Below are 13,103 nucleotides of genomic sequence, written 5' to 3'. Positions count from 1 at the left end.
TCCCCAGTGTCGCTAACGGCTCAGAGGCCGCCCTCGCGCTGGAGCTTCTTGCGTGCGAGTTTCCTCGCACGGCGAACGGCTTCGGCTTGCTCGCGCGCTTTTTTGACGGAGGGTTTCTCGAAATGCTGCTTGAGCTTCATTTCGCGGAACACGCCTTCGCGCTGGAGCTTTTTCTTGAGGGCACGGAGTGCCTGTTCGACGTTATTGTCGCGGACGCTGACCTGCATGTGGTTGTCACCACCTTCCTAAGTTAGAGTTGCACTACAGTGTGCAGGCGTGCGCCCTATAACAAGCGGTGACGGGCTTGTCCACCAAAGCGGGAAAGGAAGCGGCGATGACATCGGAAAATCCGGCAGACGGGGCTGCGATCGACTGGAAAGACGCGGTTCTGACGGCGGCGCTGGCCCATGTGCCCTTTGACGGCTGGTCGGAAACCACGCTGAAAGAGGCGATTGCCGATTCGGGCGTGTCGGCGGGGCTGGCGCGGGCATTGTTCCCGCGGGGCGGGATCGACCTTGCCGTGGCCTATCATCTGCGCGGCGATGCGCAGATGCGGGCGGCGCTGGCGGCAGGCGATCTGTCGTCGATGCGGTTCCGCGACCGGATCGCCCATGCGGTGCGTCTGCGGCTGGAAGCGGTCGAGGACCGCGAGCTGGTGCGGCGCGGCACCACGCTATTCGCCCTGCCGCAGCACGCGGCCGAGGGGGCGAAACTGGTCTGGGGCACGGCGGATGCGATATGGGTGGCTTTGGGCGACACCACGCGGGATCTGAACTGGTATTCGAAGCGCGCCACGCTGTCGGCGGTTTACGGCTCGACGGTGCTTTACTGGCTGGGCGACGACAGTCCCGGGCATCAGGCAACGTGGGAGTTCCTCGACCGGCGGATCGGGGATGTGATGCAGATCGAAAAGGCCAAGGCCGCGATCCGCGACAACCCTCTCGGGAAAGCGCTGCTTGCAGGGCCGATGAAGCTGATGGAGAAATGGCGCGTGCCTGCCGTGCCGGATGATCTTCCGGGCAGGGTGATGGACCGCTTCCGCTGAGATAAAGGCCAGAGACATGGAACTTTCCCACACGATGCGCGCCGTGGAGATCCGCGAACCCGGCGGGCCCGAGGTGCTGGTGCCGGCGACCAAGCCGGTGCCAGTGCCGAAACACGGGCAGATCGTGATCCGCGTGGCCTATGCCGGCGTGAACCGCCCCGATGCGCTGCAACGGGCGGGAAGCTATGCGCCGCCTGCCAATGCCTCGCCCCTGCCGGGGCTCGAGGCGTCGGGGACGGTGGTCGAGGTGGGGCCGGGCGTCACGCGGTGGCAGATCGGCGACAAGGTCTGCGCCCTGCTGCCGGGCGGGGGATACGCGGAATATGTGGCGACGCCCGAGGCGCATGCCCTGCCGGTGCCGGCGGGGATGGGGATGCGCGAGGCCGCCTGCCTGCCCGAGACCTGTTTCACCGTCTGGTCGAATGTGGTGATGCGCGGGGGCCTGCGGGCGGGCGAGCGTTTTCTTGTGCATGGCGGATCGTCGGGAATCGGCACGACGGCCATCCAGATCGCCAAGGCGCTGGGGGCGCGGGTTTTCACCACCGCGGGCTCTGACGAGAAATGCGCCGCCTGCGAGGATTTGGGGGCCGACAAGGCGCTGAATTACCGCACCGGCGATTTCGTGGCGATGATGCATGACGAGGGGGGGGCGCAACTGATCCTCGACATGGTCGGGGGCAGCTACCTGCCGCGCAACGTCAAGGCCCTGGCGACGGAGGGGCGGTTGGTGCAGATCGCCTTTCTGCAGGGGCCGAAGGTGGAGTTGAACTTTGCCGAGGTGATGATGCGGCGGTTGACGATCACAGGGTCGACCCTGCGCCCGCAGAGCGACCTTGCCAAGGCGCGCATCGCCGCCGAGGTGGAGGCGCATGTCTGGCCGATGATCGCGGCCGGAAAGTTCCGCCCCGTGATGGACAGCGAATTCGCGCTCGAGGATGCCGCGAAGGCGCATGCGCGGATGGAAAGCTCGGGCCATGTGGGCAAGATCGTGCTGAAGGTGGAGTGAGGGGCGTTGGTGGGGGCGGTGCGCAGCGAGTGCGCACCCTACCTGACCGAGGGTGGAGTGAGGGGGCGGTAATGGTGCGCCGCGCGTGCGCACCCTACGGAGATTGATGGCAAGGTCGTGGCGGTCGGGAGTGCGTTGACCGACGGTGGAGTGGGGGGGCAATCCCCCGTTCACCAAACGAAGGGTTTGCGTCTGCCGAAGCCCTCTCGTTATTGTCTGCCCGGGCGTCAGCAGAATGTCCCGGCTCCGGATTCGGATCGCGCAACGTCAGGGGCGCGACCGACCCGAGGGGTGGGTGCACGTATACGTGCGCCCGCCCCGTGGGGGCGGGTCGGGCGCGCCCCGTGGCTTGGGGCCACGGGGCAATCCTTGTCGTTGCGCTTGTGACGCGCCAATTTGCCTTCCGCCCGCTACCGCACCCGCTCCATCACCGCGTCTTTCATCCGGCAATCGCGGGCCACATCGGCGCCGCAGGCCCTCGGCTCCAGATCGCGGGTCAGGCAGATGCGGACCTCTTCGATCATGCCGGCGTCGCAGGTGACGGTGAGCATGTCGCCCGACAACTGCGGGTTCGATTCGAGGAAGGCGTCCTCGACCACGCTGGCGGGCAGGGTGACGTCTTTCGACAGGCGGCGCAGGACGGGGGGGATGGTGATGCTGTCATGGGCGCGGCGGGCGGTAGAGAAGTAATCGGCCGCCGAAAGGCCCGTGCAGCGGCCATGCTTCTTCCATTCGTAGAAGGCAAGGCCCGCGCCGCCCATGATATCGGCCATCGCGGCGGTTTCGCTGCGGGCGGGGTCGGCCGCGCCGGTTCGGCAATAGCTGGGATATCCCGCGTCATATTGCGGCCAGAGACCGTGAAGCGTGAACCCGAGGGGGCGGTCGCATTGCGGATCGCCGCGCGCATCGCCGGTCAGGGCGCACCACGTGGGCGACCACGAGAGCGAGAGCAGGTAATAGTCGAAATCCCCCGCACGCTCGCCTTCGGCCCCGGCCGGAAGCGGCAGCAGCAGAAGCGCCACAAGGAGCAATCGCAAGCCTGTCATTTGTCACTTTCCTAATCGTGCGAAACTGACTATATGCGCGATTGAACTTCCCCGAAATCGTGGAAAGGCGGCCCAGGCCGCAGCCGAGTTCCCGGCGCTTGAGAGATATTGTAGAGGAGCCCCAGATGACGACGAAGCCGCTCATGGCCAAGGCCACCGCTGTCTGGCTGGTCGACAACACGACGCTGTCCTTCCGCCAGATCGCCGATTTCTGCGGGATGCACGAGCTTGAGGTGCAGGGCATCGCCGATGGTGATGTGGCGACCGGCGTCAAGGGGTTCGATCCCGTCGGCAACAACCAGCTCGACGCGGTCGAGATCGAACGCGGTCAGGCCGATCCGCTTTACAAGCTGAAGATCAAGTTCAACGCCGCCGCCGTGGGCGAGGAAAAGCGCCGTGGCCCGCGCTACACGCCGCTGTCGAAGCGTCAGGACCGTCCGGCGGCCATTCTGTGGCTGGTGAAGTTCCACCCCGAACTGTCGGACGGGGCCGTGGGCAAGCTGGTCGGCACGACCAAGCCGACGATCCAGTCGATCCGCGAGCGGACGCATTGGAACATCAACAACATCAACCCGATCGACCCCGTGGCGCTTGGCCTGTGCCGCCAGTCGGAGCTTGACGCCGCCGTGCAGGCTGCCGCGCGCAAGAAGGCCGCGGAAGGCACCGTGATGACCGATGACGAGCGGCGCAAGCTGGTGTCGACCGAGCAGTCGCTGGGCATGGATACCGAGCCGAAGATGCCTTCGGGACTCGAGCAATTCGCGCGGACCGAGCGGGAAGAGAAGCCTGCCGACTTCTCGGATGCGGAAAGCTTCTTCAACCTGCCCGCCGCGGACGAGGATGACGAGGACGAGGACGAGGGCGAAGGCACCCGCCGCCGCTGAGTGCTGCCCCGACCCGAGACGGACAAGGCCCCGACCACGGTCGGGGCCTTTGCGTTTTCTGACGCAGAAAACGGGACGGAATTTGACGCAAATTCCGGGCGCGCGGGGTGGGGGCGTTTTTTGCGCCAAAAAACGGCGCGAAATCTGCGTCAGATTTCGCGTCTTCAGAACCGTTTCCGCGCCCGAAGTGCCGCGCCGATCGTGCCGTCGTCGAGATAGTCCAGCTCGCCCCCGATGGGCACGCCCTGGGCCAGCGAGGTGATGCTGGTGCCGCTGCCCGACAGGCTGTCGGCGATGTAATGCGCGGTGGTCTGCCCGTCGACCGTGGCGTTGAGGGCGAGAATGACCTCGGTGATGCCTTCGTCGGCGATGCGGCGGGTGAGGGCGGGGATGCGCAACTCGTCCGGCCCGATGCCGTCGAGCGCGGAAAGCGTGCCGCCCAGCACATGGTAGCGGCCCTTGAACGCGCCGGCCCGTTCCATCGCCCAAAGGTCGGCGACGTTTTCCACGACGCAGATTTCCCCCGTTGCGCGGCGGTCGTCGGTGCAGATGGCGCAGCGGTCCGACGTGCCGATATTGCCGCAGACGACGCAATCGCGGGCGGTGAGCGCCACGTTCGCCATCGCCTGCGCCAAGGGGGCCATGAGTTGCCCGCGCTTTTTCAACAGCGTGAGAACCGCACGGCGGGCCGAGCGGGGGCCAAGCCCCGGCAGCCGTGCCATGAGGTCGATCAGCGCCTCGATCTCGCGCGGGGCGTCATCGGCCATCAGAAGGGCAGCTTCATATCGGCAGGCAGGCCAAGGGATTCGGTCATCTTGCGCATCTCGTCGGACATGCGTTGCTGGCCTTTGACCTGCGCGTCCTTGATCGCGGCGAGGATCAGGTCTTCGACGACCTCTTTCTCGGAAGCCACGAGGATCGAGGGGTCGATATCAAGGCCCGTCACCTCGCCCTTGGCGGTGACGCGGGCCTTGACGAGGCCGGCGCCGGATTCGCCCATGACGACGGTATTGGCGAGCTGCTCTTGCATCTCGGCCATGCGGGTCTGCATTTCCTGCGCTTTTTTCATCATTCCGGCCATGTCGCCCAAGGCGCCGAGACCGGGGATACCTTTCAGCATCGTTCGTCCTTTCAACTGTCTTCGAAGGGGTCCCATTCATCCTCGACCTCGGGCAGGGCTTCGGTCAGCGCGGCTGCGGCGAGGGCTTCGGGGGTGCGGATTTCGGTGATCTTCGCGCCGGGGAAAGCGGCCAGCACCGCCTGCACCAGCGGGTTGGCCTGTGCTTCGGCTTCGGCGGCCAAACGGTCCTTGTCGCGTTCTTCGGCAAGGGTGGCGCCGCCGCCCTCACTTACGACCGAGACACCCCAGCGCGCGCCGGTCCAGCCCTGAAGCCGTTGGCCGAGCCGTGCGGCAAGGTCGGGGGCGGCGTCACCCGTGGGCTGGAATTCGATCCGGCCGGGGGAATAGCGGGCGAGGCGGAGGTTGGTTTCCACCTCGAACAGCAGTTTCATGTCGCGCTTCTGGCGGATCAGTTCCACGACCGCATCGAAGGTTGCGTAGACCTGAAGCTGGTCTTCGGCCAGTGCGAGGGCCTGTCCGCCCTGCATCACGGGGCCGCGCATCGGGCCGGCGGGGGCCATCCGCGCAGCGCCGTGGACCATGCCGCCGCCGCCACCGCCACCGCCTGCGGGTGCGCCGCCTGCGGGACCGGAGGGCATGGGCTGTGATTGCAGCTTGCGGATCAGGGTTTCGGGGTCGGGAAGGTCGGCCACATGGGTCAGCCGGATCACCGCCATTTCGGCGGCCATCATGGCGTTGAGGGCAAGCGGCACCTCCTCGAGCGCCTTGAGCAGCATTTGCCACATGCGCGACAGCACCCGCATCGGCAGCTTTTCGGCCATGTCGAGCCCGCGCGTCCGTTCGTCGGGCGGGGTGGTGGGGTCGTTCGCGGCATCGGGCGTGATCTTGATAACCGAGACCCAATGGGTGATTTCGGCCAGATCGCGCAGCACGGCCATCGGGTCTGCACCGTCGGCATATTGCGCGGCGAGTTCGGACAGCGCGCCTGCGGCATCGCCGGTCATCACAAGGTCGAACAGGTCGAGAACGCGGCCACGGTCGGCAAGGCCGAGCATGGCGCGGACCTGCGCGGCCGAGGTTTCGCCCGCGCCGTGGGCGATGGCCTGATCCATCAGTGACATGGCATCGCGGACCGAGCCTTCGGCGGCGCGGGTAATCAGCGCCAGCGCATCGGGGGCGAGGGTCGCGCCTTCGGCCGATGCCACGCGGGTAAGATGGGCCATCATCACTTCGGGTTCGATGCGCTTGAGGTCGAAGCGCTGGCAGCGCGACAGGACCGTGACGGGCACCTTGCGGATTTCGGTGGTGGCGAAGATGAATTTGACGTGCGCCGGGGGTTCCTCGAGCGTTTTCAGCAGCGCGTTGAAGGCGCTGGTGGAAAGCATGTGCACTTCGTCGATGATGTAGATCTTGTAGCGGGCCGAGGCGGCGCGATAGTGGACCGAGTCGATGATCTCGCGGATGTCGCCCACGCCGGTCCGCGAGGCTGCGTCCATTTCCATCACGTCGACGTGGCGGCCTTCGGCAATGGCGCGACAGGGTTCGCAGGTGCCGCAGGGTTCGGTCGTGGGGCCGCCCGTGCCATCGGGGCCGATGCAGTTCAGCCCCTTGGCGATGATGCGGGCGGTCGTCGTCTTGCCCACGCCGCGCACGCCGGTCATCACGAAGGCATGGGCGATGCGGTCGGCGGCGAAGGCGTTCTTCAGGGTGCGGACCATCGCCTCTTGGCCGATGAGGTCGGCAAAGGTTTGCGGGCGATACTTGCGGGCAAGCACCTGATAGGCTTTTTCCGTGGTCTCGGACATGGGAACCGCTTTCACCTGAATCAGCGGTCACAGTAGGGCGGGGCGCGGGCGGCGTAAACCCGAAGGAGGGGAAATGGCGGTTCTGTCGGTGGGGGGCGGCGCGGTGATGGTTGCGCCTTGTGCCGGGCGCGGCGGGGACTTTGCGGGCGATCTGGCGGCATGGCTGGACTGGGGGCCCGCGCTGGTGGTTTCCATGACCACCGCCGCCGAGATGGAGCGCGTCGGCGCGGGCGGCATGGGCCGGGCGCTGGGCGCGGCAGGGGTGGCGTGGCTGCACTGTCCGGTGGCGGACTACGGGGTGCCGGACGCAGGCTGGGATGCGGTCGCGCCCGAAATCGCAGCGACCCTCGCGCGGGGTGGCCGCGTGCTGGTGCATTGCATGGGCGGGTGCGGGCGGTCGGGGGCGGCCGTGTTGCGGCTTATGGTGGATGCGGGCGAAGAACCTGCCGCCGCGCTTGCGCGTCTGCGCGGGGTGCGGCCCTGCGCGGTGGAAACGGACGCGCAATTTGCCTGGGCGGCGCGGGCCTAGAAGCCGCCCGTCGCCACCGACCAGAGCAGGTTCAGGTTCAGCGCGATGATCGTCACCGCGATCAGGGCGCAAAGAGCCGTAAGCCAGCGCGGGGCCACGAGGTCGCCCATCTTCTTGCGGCTGGCCGTGAACATGACCAGCGGCACGATGGCAAAGGGAAGCTGGAAGGACAGCACGACCTGCGACAGGATCAGAAGCCGCCCCGTCCCCTCGCTTCCCCACCACAGGATCACGGCGATGGCCGGAACGATGGCGAAGACGCGGGTGATCAGGCGGCGCGCGACGGGGCTTATGCGCCAGCGGATGAAGCCCTCCATCACGATCTGGCCCGCCATCGTGGCGGTGATCGTGGCGTTCAGCCCGCAGCAGAGCAGCGCAAGGCCGAAGAGGATGGGGGCAAGCGACCCGCCAAGCAGGGGCGAGAGCAGGGCGTGGGCCTTGTCGATCTCGACCACCTCGGTATTGCCCGAGGCGTGGAAGGTTGCGGCGGCGAGGATCAGGATCGAGGCGTTTATCGTCAGCGCGAACATCAGGGCGATGGTGCTGTCCCATGTCGCCATGCGCAGGGCCTGGCGCTTTTCGGACGGGGCCTGACCGAAGGCGCGGGTCTGCACGATGCCGGAATGCAGGTAGAGGTTATGCGGCATGACCGTCGCGCCGATGATGCCGAGCGCGATGTAGAGCATTTCAGGATTGGTTGCGATTTCGATCGACGGCGCAAAGCCGAGGATCACGGCGTTCCAGTCGGGATCGGCCATGGCGATCTGGATGAAGAAACAGGCGGCGATGACCCCCAGCATGGCGATGATGAAGGCCTCGACATAGCGGAAGCCGCGGTTTTGCAGCCAGAGGATCAGGAACACGTCGGCCGCCGTGATGAACACGCCGATTTCGAGTGGGATGCCGAAAAGCAGGTTCAGGCCGATGGCGGTGCCGATCACCTCGGCAAGGTCGGTGGCGATGATCGCGGCCTCGGCCAGAAGCCAGAGCGGGACAGAGACCCAGCGCGGAAAGGCATCGCGGCAGGCTTGGGCAAGATCGCGTCCCGAGGCGATGGCAAGGCGGGCGCAGAGCGATTGCAGCAGGATCGCCATGATGTTGGACAGGAGCGCCACGAAAAGCAGCGTGTAGCCGAACTTCGCCCCCCCCGCGAGCGAGGTCGCCCAGTTGCCCGGGTCCATGTAGCCCACGGCTACCAGATAGCCCGGCCCGATGAAGGCAAAGAACCTGCGGAAGGAAGAGCGGCCCGTCGGCACCGCGATGCTGCGGAACACCTCGGAAAGCGAGGGGGTCTCGCTGCCACTGCGCCAGCCTGGGGTTGGTTGCGTCATGTCCGTCCATTTTTGCGAATGATTATCATTGTTACTATGGGGCCGCACGGCCCGCAGGTCAATGGCGGCAAAAGGGGGAATCTGCCTGTGCGTTGACAGACATATCTGCAGTGACGCGGGAACATCCGAGAATGGGTGGGATTGTCTGAAAAAGCGTGGCAGGCCGCAGGGTTAGCGGGTTGCTGGTGGATGGTGACGGCGGCGCGGGGAAAGTTGCACTCGGCATGGTGCGACGGCTGAACGCCGATGTGGCGGGCGGGCTGCCGACTAGCCGAAAAGGGCCGTTTAAAGCCAAGGAAAACAGGGGTTTTCACGACCGCTTGCCACGGGTTGAACGGGAAAAGCGACGGTTCGCGGAGGCCAGAACATGCAAATGGGGCTGCAAGATCGGACGGACGGTTGCATGTTCGGCATAAACCGTTGAAATACTGAGACAAACCGCTTTGACGAGCGGCAGATTATGCCCAGCGAACATGCAAACGATCCGGCGGAAATGGGAAATCGGGTGGAAAGTTCGTGCCGCGCTTCCCAGTTAGGCCTTAAGCCACTGAAAAGACGATAAATGCTTGTCTATCAGAGTGCGGTTGTGACCATAGCGAAGTGGGAAGCGATTCAATCCAGTTCGCCTGCGAGGCAGCGGCGACCCCACTCGTTACCGAAAGCCTCCATAGCGCCAGTCGGGCGCTGTTTTTCGGCCTTGGTCTCCAGCGGCAGCGCGTATGCTTCGAGAATCATTTCTCGGGCGAAGGGCCAGCCTTCCCGCTCGGTATCGGCGGTCAATTTCACGATGTCGCCGTTCATCTGACGAGCGGTCATGATGAGCCGCGCCTTCCAGGCGATGTCCTTGCAATCAAGATCGGCGGCTTTGGCACCACAGGAGAGGCAGATGGTGAAAAGGCAAAGGCAGAGAGCAGAGGCGTGACGCACGGGTAACTCCTGAACTGGGTACGGTTGAACCTTACACGGTGTGCATCGCGAGCACGACCTTTCCGACGATTCGCAATCGGTAGTTGTCTCGGCCGGAGACCACAACTGGCGGATATTGGGGGTTGTCCGATACGAGCACGTGGCCGACGACAGTCTTGTCATCGCGCAGCTGGTGGACACGCTTCACAAAGACGTCGTCGTCGAGGATGCAGATGTAGACGCCGGGCTGCTCGGCCGTGATCCCGCGGAGATCGACCAGAACGGTCGCGCCGTCGGGTATGGCAGGGGACATGCTGTCGCCGCGAACGCGGACCAAGGCGGAGAGATCGGCGACAAGACCGGCTTTAAGGAGCCAACTGTTCGAAAAGGCGAGACCGTCTTTTTCCAATCCGTCAACAGCGGCGAGGCCTTTTCCAGCCGAAACATGCGCTTTGTGACGGGTGATCAGACTGAAATCCTGCCCGTCGATGGTCAGATGACCGGCCAGCGGCTTGCCCTTTTGAGGGGGTGCGATTCGGCCAACGTCGGACGAAAATCCGGGGCCGTCCTCGAAGATTTGAGGCTCGCGGCCTTCCAGAATCCACGCCGGATTGACCCTGAAATGCTCGCTCAAGGCTTGCAGGAAATTGCGCGACGGCGCTGACCGCCCACTCTCGATATCGCCAATAAAACCTTGGCTCACGCCTAGAGCGGAGGCGAGTGCTCGCTGGCTCAAGCCAGACGCTCTTCGCCACTCCAAAAGCCGCTGACCGTAAAAAACGTTCAAAGCACGCACGCCCCAGTTGACTAGATCGCATTTAACGTTCAAAAGTGAACGTGAACGCAAACTACGTTACGCGAAGTTTATCCTAACGGAGAACAGTATGACAGCCTCCGCCCCCTCGCTTCAGCCCGGCACGATCTTCTACGATACGTTCCTCGGGGCGCTCCGTGTGTTCGGGACCAACCTTAAGGAGTGGAGCGCGGCCCACGGCGTCGATCCGACGAATGCCAAGCTGGCTGCCACTGGCGGTTGGAACGGCCCCAAGGCGCGCGAACTGCGCGCCCAGATGATTGCCGAGATCGGGCCGGACCTTTTCGCCCTTCTGTACCGCAGCCGGATGACCCGCGAGCAGGGGCGCGCCGCCTGATGGCCGTCGGTCCCCGCCTCATCGCTTTGGCATTGGTCGCGCGCATGTCGCCCGAAGAGCGGGGCGCGTTCGTCCATCATCTGATCAGCGAAGGGGATGCCGCTATGGCAGTCCGCGCTGTCGATGCCGGCATGTGCCGGATTTCCGATTTGTCCGCTCCGCATGTTGCGGGGCGTGAGTGTGTAGGTGGTTCCGATGCAATCGATCCGCGAGTGCTTTGAGGTCTATGCCCGCATGTCCTCCAGCGAAGTGCTGGAAGCGGTCTGCGGACTGATCCTGTTGACGGTGGCGGTCTTTGTGACCCTCGGTCTGGGCGGGGGTGTCTGATGACCTCGGTCGCCTATAGCAAGCCCAAGCCGAACCAGTTCGACATTCGATATCGCATGGGACAGGGCTATGCCGTGTTCGGGCCGGATGGGCGCCAGGTGTCGCCGTGGAGCCCGAGCAGCGAGTACGTCGAGAACCTGCGTTCCACGAAGCAGCGCGAGGCCGACGCCCGCAAGAAGCGCGGGACCCGAAGCTGCATGTGTTGCGGCAACAAATTCATGTCGGACGGCATCCACAACCGGCTTTGCGGGCGCTGCAACGGTCGGGGGCATCAGCCGTCATGATGAACGCAGCCCCGCTTCATTCGCCCCGCCTGCAGAAGGTCCTTCGCGTGTTGCGTGAGGGCAAGCCCGTGACCACACGCCAGATCGTGCGGAGGGCAGGTGTCATGGCGGTCAACGCCTGTGTCGCCGAGCTGCGCCAGCACGGCGCGGAGATCATCTGCCAGCCCCGCGTGGTGAACGGCGCGCGGCGGTTTTTCTACACCATGACGAAGGAGCCGACCCTGTGAAGAGTAACGAAATCCCCGAGCCTGTTCTGACGCGCGTCGAGCGCGCAAAGATCATCGTCAAGGATCGCATGCGCCCCGTCACCGAGGCTGGGGTCAATTCGATCCTCGAGTCGGCAAAGGAATTCGGGATCAAGGACCCAATCCATATTCGCCAGAAGAAGGACGGAAGCCTGCACCTTCTTGCCGGAGGGCACCGTCTGGCCGTGTCCCTGATCAAACCGCAGCACCTTCTGCAGGACGAACTGGTCCGCAAAGTGGCCGGCTACGGCATCGCACTCTCGGAACAGGTCAGCCGGTTCCTCGGTCACACCTTCGACGACATCGGCGGGTTCGAGGCGCTCTTGGCGCAGGAATACGGCGCGACGGTCGGTGGAAAGAAGGGCAACAAGACCCTGATGACCCATGACGGCCTGTTCAAGGTGACCGTTCAGGTCGCCGACTACATCGACTTCGGCCCCGAGCTTCAGACCGCGAAGGAGTTGCTCGACGAGTGCATGAACGAATGGGCGGCCGGCGCGCGCGACGAGTTGCGCATGATCGTCACCCGCGCGTTCAACACAGACAAGCCGGGCAAGGTGAACCGGTCGGAGATCTTCATGCTGCTGCGGCTGGAGATCGAGGACCCGCGTTGGAAGGCCGCGATGCAGGCCATCCGCGACGCCATGCGGATCGTCGGTTCGAAGTCCTATGTCCGGCTCTACCGCCGCGACACGCAGGACGCGCCGTGGCAGCCGATCACCATCGATCTGGCGCGGGGGTGAGGGCATGAACACCGAAAACCGTCTTGCCATGCTGCGCGAGGAGCATGCGAAGTGGTCGGAGGAGACCTTCGGCAAAGTCTCGGCCATCGGCCCTGCCAAGCACCTGTCGAAGGAAGCGCTGGAGTTCGCCTCCGACCCGACCGACGTCATGGAACTGGCCGATTGCCAGATGCTGATGTGGGACATGCAGCGCCGTGCCGGTATTAGCGACGAGCGGCTGGCGCAGGCCATCCGCATCAAACTGGCGGTGAACCAGAGCCGCCTGTGGCCGGAACCCAAGGAAGGCGAGGCGCGCGAGCACCTTGCGGAAAGGGCGGGTGCATGATGGCCCGCCGTAACTTCATCCGCGAGGTGCGCCACCTGATCCCGAAGCCGACGCCTGATCATCGGGACGCGGCGACGGTTCACCAGCTGGCGACGGCGCGGGCGGTGCAGGCTGTTCGCGACCTCGACCCGACCCTGTCGTCGGACGATGCCGAGATGGTCACGCGTGGCCTGCGGCTGGCTTTCGATACGGCGGTCGAGACCGCACGGCGGCATTGGATCGGCGGCGTGCCGTCCAGTGCGGACCTGTCCGCCATCCGGCGGCGGTTGTGCAGGTCGTTCGGTCTGACCGGCGACGAGCTCGACGCCGCGCTGACGGGCCATCCGATGCCCGCCACCGTAGACTGACAACCGGCGGCGCGACGGACCATCCGCGCCAACCTCCCATGACTGCCC

At 65.1% G+C, this 13,103-nt stretch carries 19 protein-coding genes; 11 read left to right on the top strand and 8 right to left on the bottom strand.

Annotation, left to right across the window (positions count from 1 at the left end; all coding sequences use genetic code 11):
- Positions 1 to 20: 20 nt before the first annotated feature.
- Positions 21 to 227, bottom strand: a complete 207-nt coding sequence (rpsU, locus tag H7F16_RS04255; protein WP_008027119.1) for a 30S ribosomal protein S21 — start codon at positions 225 to 227, stop codon at positions 21 to 23.
- Between the two features lie 107 nt (positions 228 to 334).
- Here rpsU and H7F16_RS04250 point away from each other — a divergent pair, with 107 nt between their 5' ends.
- Both H7F16_RS04250 and H7F16_RS04245 read left to right on the top strand, forming a co-directional pair.
- Entirely contained in the window at positions 335 to 1,045 is a 711-nt protein-coding gene (locus tag H7F16_RS04250; RefSeq protein ID WP_185796279.1) for a COQ9 family protein, read from the top strand.
- 16 nt (positions 1,046 to 1,061) lie between these two features.
- A complete protein-coding gene (locus H7F16_RS04245; RefSeq protein ID WP_185796278.1) occupies positions 1,062 to 2,051 on the top strand; it encodes an NAD(P)H-quinone oxidoreductase in 990 nt (329 codons plus the stop codon).
- Between the two features lie 410 nt (positions 2,052 to 2,461).
- On the opposite strand, the gene H7F16_RS04240 is transcribed toward H7F16_RS04245, so the two are convergent.
- A complete protein-coding gene (locus H7F16_RS04240; RefSeq protein ID WP_185796277.1) occupies positions 2,462 to 3,097 on the bottom strand; it encodes a ribonuclease T2 family protein in 636 nt (211 codons plus the stop codon).
- Between the two features lie 125 nt (positions 3,098 to 3,222).
- On the opposite strand from H7F16_RS04240, the gene H7F16_RS04235 reads away from it, so the two are divergent.
- Positions 3,223 to 3,981 carry a DUF1013 domain-containing protein gene (locus H7F16_RS04235; protein WP_185796276.1) on the top strand — a complete coding sequence of 253 codons (759 nt, stop codon included), beginning with the start codon at positions 3,223 to 3,225 and terminating at the stop codon, positions 3,979 to 3,981.
- Positions 3,982 to 4,145: 164 nt separating this feature from the next.
- Here H7F16_RS04235 and recR read toward each other — a convergent pair whose 3' ends face one another.
- From recR to H7F16_RS04220, 3 genes are read right to left on the bottom strand one after another with little or no spacing between them, the layout of a single operon-like run.
- The gene (recR, locus tag H7F16_RS04230) at positions 4,146 to 4,748 is read right to left on the bottom strand and encodes a recombination mediator RecR (protein WP_185796275.1); all 603 of its coding nucleotides are present in this window, start codon (positions 4,746 to 4,748) and stop codon (positions 4,146 to 4,148) included.
- The gene (locus tag H7F16_RS04225) at positions 4,748 to 5,101 is read right to left on the bottom strand and encodes a YbaB/EbfC family nucleoid-associated protein (protein ID WP_185796274.1); all 354 of its coding nucleotides are present in this window, start codon (positions 5,099 to 5,101) and stop codon (positions 4,748 to 4,750) included. Before H7F16_RS04225 ends, recR begins: the two co-directional genes overlap by 1 nt.
- Before the next feature lie 11 nt (positions 5,102 to 5,112).
- Entirely contained in the window at positions 5,113 to 6,867 is a 1,755-nt protein-coding gene (locus H7F16_RS04220; protein WP_185796273.1) for a DNA polymerase III subunit gamma/tau, read from the bottom strand.
- A gap of 73 nt (positions 6,868 to 6,940) precedes the next feature.
- On the opposite strand from H7F16_RS04220, the gene H7F16_RS04215 reads away from it, so the two are divergent.
- Positions 6,941 to 7,396 (top strand): phosphatase domain-containing putative toxin, encoded by a 456-nt coding sequence (locus tag H7F16_RS04215; protein ID WP_185796272.1) that lies wholly within the window; start codon positions 6,941 to 6,943, stop codon positions 7,394 to 7,396.
- Here H7F16_RS04215 and H7F16_RS04210 read toward each other — a convergent pair.
- The 3 genes from H7F16_RS04210 to H7F16_RS04200 all read right to left on the bottom strand — a co-directional run bounded on the left by H7F16_RS04210 (position 7,393) and on the right by H7F16_RS04200 (position 10,429).
- Positions 7,393 to 8,727, bottom strand: a complete 1,335-nt coding sequence (locus H7F16_RS04210; RefSeq protein WP_185796271.1) for an Nramp family divalent metal transporter — start codon at positions 8,725 to 8,727, stop codon at positions 7,393 to 7,395. The genes H7F16_RS04215 and H7F16_RS04210 overlap by 4 nt on opposite strands.
- A 612-nt stretch (positions 8,728 to 9,339) precedes the next feature.
- Positions 9,340 to 9,654, bottom strand: coding sequence for a hypothetical protein (locus H7F16_RS04205; RefSeq protein ID WP_185796270.1), 315 nt, complete (start codon positions 9,652 to 9,654; stop codon positions 9,340 to 9,342).
- Between the two features lie 31 nt (positions 9,655 to 9,685).
- Positions 9,686 to 10,429, bottom strand: a complete 744-nt coding sequence (locus tag H7F16_RS04200) for an XRE family transcriptional regulator (RefSeq protein WP_338401954.1) — start codon at positions 10,427 to 10,429, stop codon at positions 9,686 to 9,688.
- Positions 10,430 to 10,517: 88 nt separating this feature from the next.
- Between H7F16_RS04200 and H7F16_RS04195 the strand changes: the two genes are divergently transcribed.
- The 7 genes from H7F16_RS04195 (at position 10,518) to H7F16_RS04170 (ending at position 13,055) form a co-directional block, all read left to right on the top strand.
- On the top strand, positions 10,518 to 10,784 hold the full coding sequence (locus H7F16_RS04195) for a hypothetical protein (protein ID WP_185796268.1): 267 nt from the start codon (positions 10,518 to 10,520) through the stop codon (positions 10,782 to 10,784).
- A gap of 195 nt (positions 10,785 to 10,979) precedes the next feature.
- Positions 10,980 to 11,111, top strand: a complete 132-nt coding sequence (locus H7F16_RS19815) for a hypothetical protein (protein ID WP_277818343.1) — start codon at positions 10,980 to 10,982, stop codon at positions 11,109 to 11,111.
- Complete coding sequence (locus H7F16_RS04190; protein WP_185796267.1) at positions 11,111 to 11,395, top strand: hypothetical protein; 285 nt, start codon at positions 11,111 to 11,113, stop codon at positions 11,393 to 11,395. Before H7F16_RS19815 ends, H7F16_RS04190 begins: the two co-directional genes overlap by 1 nt.
- A gap of 68 nt (positions 11,396 to 11,463) precedes the next feature.
- On the top strand, positions 11,464 to 11,622 hold the full coding sequence (locus H7F16_RS04185; protein ID WP_206682571.1) for a hypothetical protein: 159 nt from the start codon (positions 11,464 to 11,466) through the stop codon (positions 11,620 to 11,622).
- A complete protein-coding gene (locus H7F16_RS04180; RefSeq protein ID WP_338401952.1) occupies positions 11,619 to 12,383 on the top strand; it encodes a DUF3164 family protein in 765 nt (254 codons plus the stop codon). The genes H7F16_RS04185 and H7F16_RS04180 overlap by 4 nt, the downstream gene beginning before the upstream one ends.
- A 4-nt stretch (positions 12,384 to 12,387) precedes the next feature.
- Complete coding sequence (locus H7F16_RS04175) at positions 12,388 to 12,708, top strand: dATP/dGTP pyrophosphohydrolase domain-containing protein (RefSeq protein ID WP_206682570.1); 321 nt, start codon at positions 12,388 to 12,390, stop codon at positions 12,706 to 12,708.
- Complete coding sequence (locus H7F16_RS04170) at positions 12,705 to 13,055, top strand: hypothetical protein (protein ID WP_185796265.1); 351 nt, start codon at positions 12,705 to 12,707, stop codon at positions 13,053 to 13,055. The genes H7F16_RS04175 and H7F16_RS04170 overlap by 4 nt, the downstream gene beginning before the upstream one ends.
- Positions 13,056 to 13,103: the final 48 nt, after the last annotated feature.

This window comes from Paragemmobacter straminiformis, assembly GCF_014243445.1.
GTDB lineage: Bacteria > Pseudomonadota > Alphaproteobacteria > Rhodobacterales > Rhodobacteraceae > Paragemmobacter > Paragemmobacter straminiformis.
The sequence above is the reverse complement of the archived record's forward strand: the minus strand, read 5'-3'. Positions and strand labels throughout refer to the sequence as shown.

What these genes read in the sequence shown, in the direction of transcription:
- H7F16_RS04220 (WP_185796273.1), bottom strand. Translation starts at nt 6,867, where the DNA reads ATGTCCGAGACCACGGAAAAAGCCTATCAGGTGCTTGCCCGCAAGTAT.
- H7F16_RS04170 (WP_185796265.1), top strand. Translation starts at nt 12,705, where the DNA reads ATGATGGCCCGCCGTAACTTCATCCGCGAGGTGCGCCACCTGATCCCG.
- H7F16_RS04175 (WP_206682570.1), top strand. Translation starts at nt 12,388, where the DNA reads ATGAACACCGAAAACCGTCTTGCCATGCTGCGCGAGGAGCATGCGAAG.
- H7F16_RS04250 (WP_185796279.1), top strand. Translation starts at nt 335, where the DNA reads ATGACATCGGAAAATCCGGCAGACGGGGCTGCGATCGACTGGAAAGAC.
- rpsU (WP_008027119.1), bottom strand. Translation starts at nt 227, where the DNA reads ATGCAGGTCAGCGTCCGCGACAATAACGTCGAACAGGCACTCCGTGCC.
- H7F16_RS04235 (WP_185796276.1), top strand. Translation starts at nt 3,223, where the DNA reads ATGACGACGAAGCCGCTCATGGCCAAGGCCACCGCTGTCTGGCTGGTC.
- H7F16_RS04225 (WP_185796274.1), bottom strand. Translation starts at nt 5,101, where the DNA reads ATGCTGAAAGGTATCCCCGGTCTCGGCGCCTTGGGCGACATGGCCGGA.
- H7F16_RS04210 (WP_185796271.1), bottom strand. Translation starts at nt 8,727, where the DNA reads ATGACGCAACCAACCCCAGGCTGGCGCAGTGGCAGCGAGACCCCCTCG.
- H7F16_RS04215 (WP_185796272.1), top strand. Translation starts at nt 6,941, where the DNA reads ATGGCGGTTCTGTCGGTGGGGGGCGGCGCGGTGATGGTTGCGCCTTGT.
- H7F16_RS19815 (WP_277818343.1), top strand. Translation starts at nt 10,980, where the DNA reads ATGCAATCGATCCGCGAGTGCTTTGAGGTCTATGCCCGCATGTCCTCC.
- H7F16_RS04195 (WP_185796268.1), top strand. Translation starts at nt 10,518, where the DNA reads ATGACAGCCTCCGCCCCCTCGCTTCAGCCCGGCACGATCTTCTACGAT.
- H7F16_RS04190 (WP_185796267.1), top strand. Translation starts at nt 11,111, where the DNA reads ATGACCTCGGTCGCCTATAGCAAGCCCAAGCCGAACCAGTTCGACATT.
- H7F16_RS04245 (WP_185796278.1), top strand. Translation starts at nt 1,062, where the DNA reads ATGGAACTTTCCCACACGATGCGCGCCGTGGAGATCCGCGAACCCGGC.
- H7F16_RS04240 (WP_185796277.1), bottom strand. Translation starts at nt 3,097, where the DNA reads ATGACAGGCTTGCGATTGCTCCTTGTGGCGCTTCTGCTGCTGCCGCTT.
- recR (WP_185796275.1), bottom strand. Translation starts at nt 4,748, where the DNA reads ATGGCCGATGACGCCCCGCGCGAGATCGAGGCGCTGATCGACCTCATG.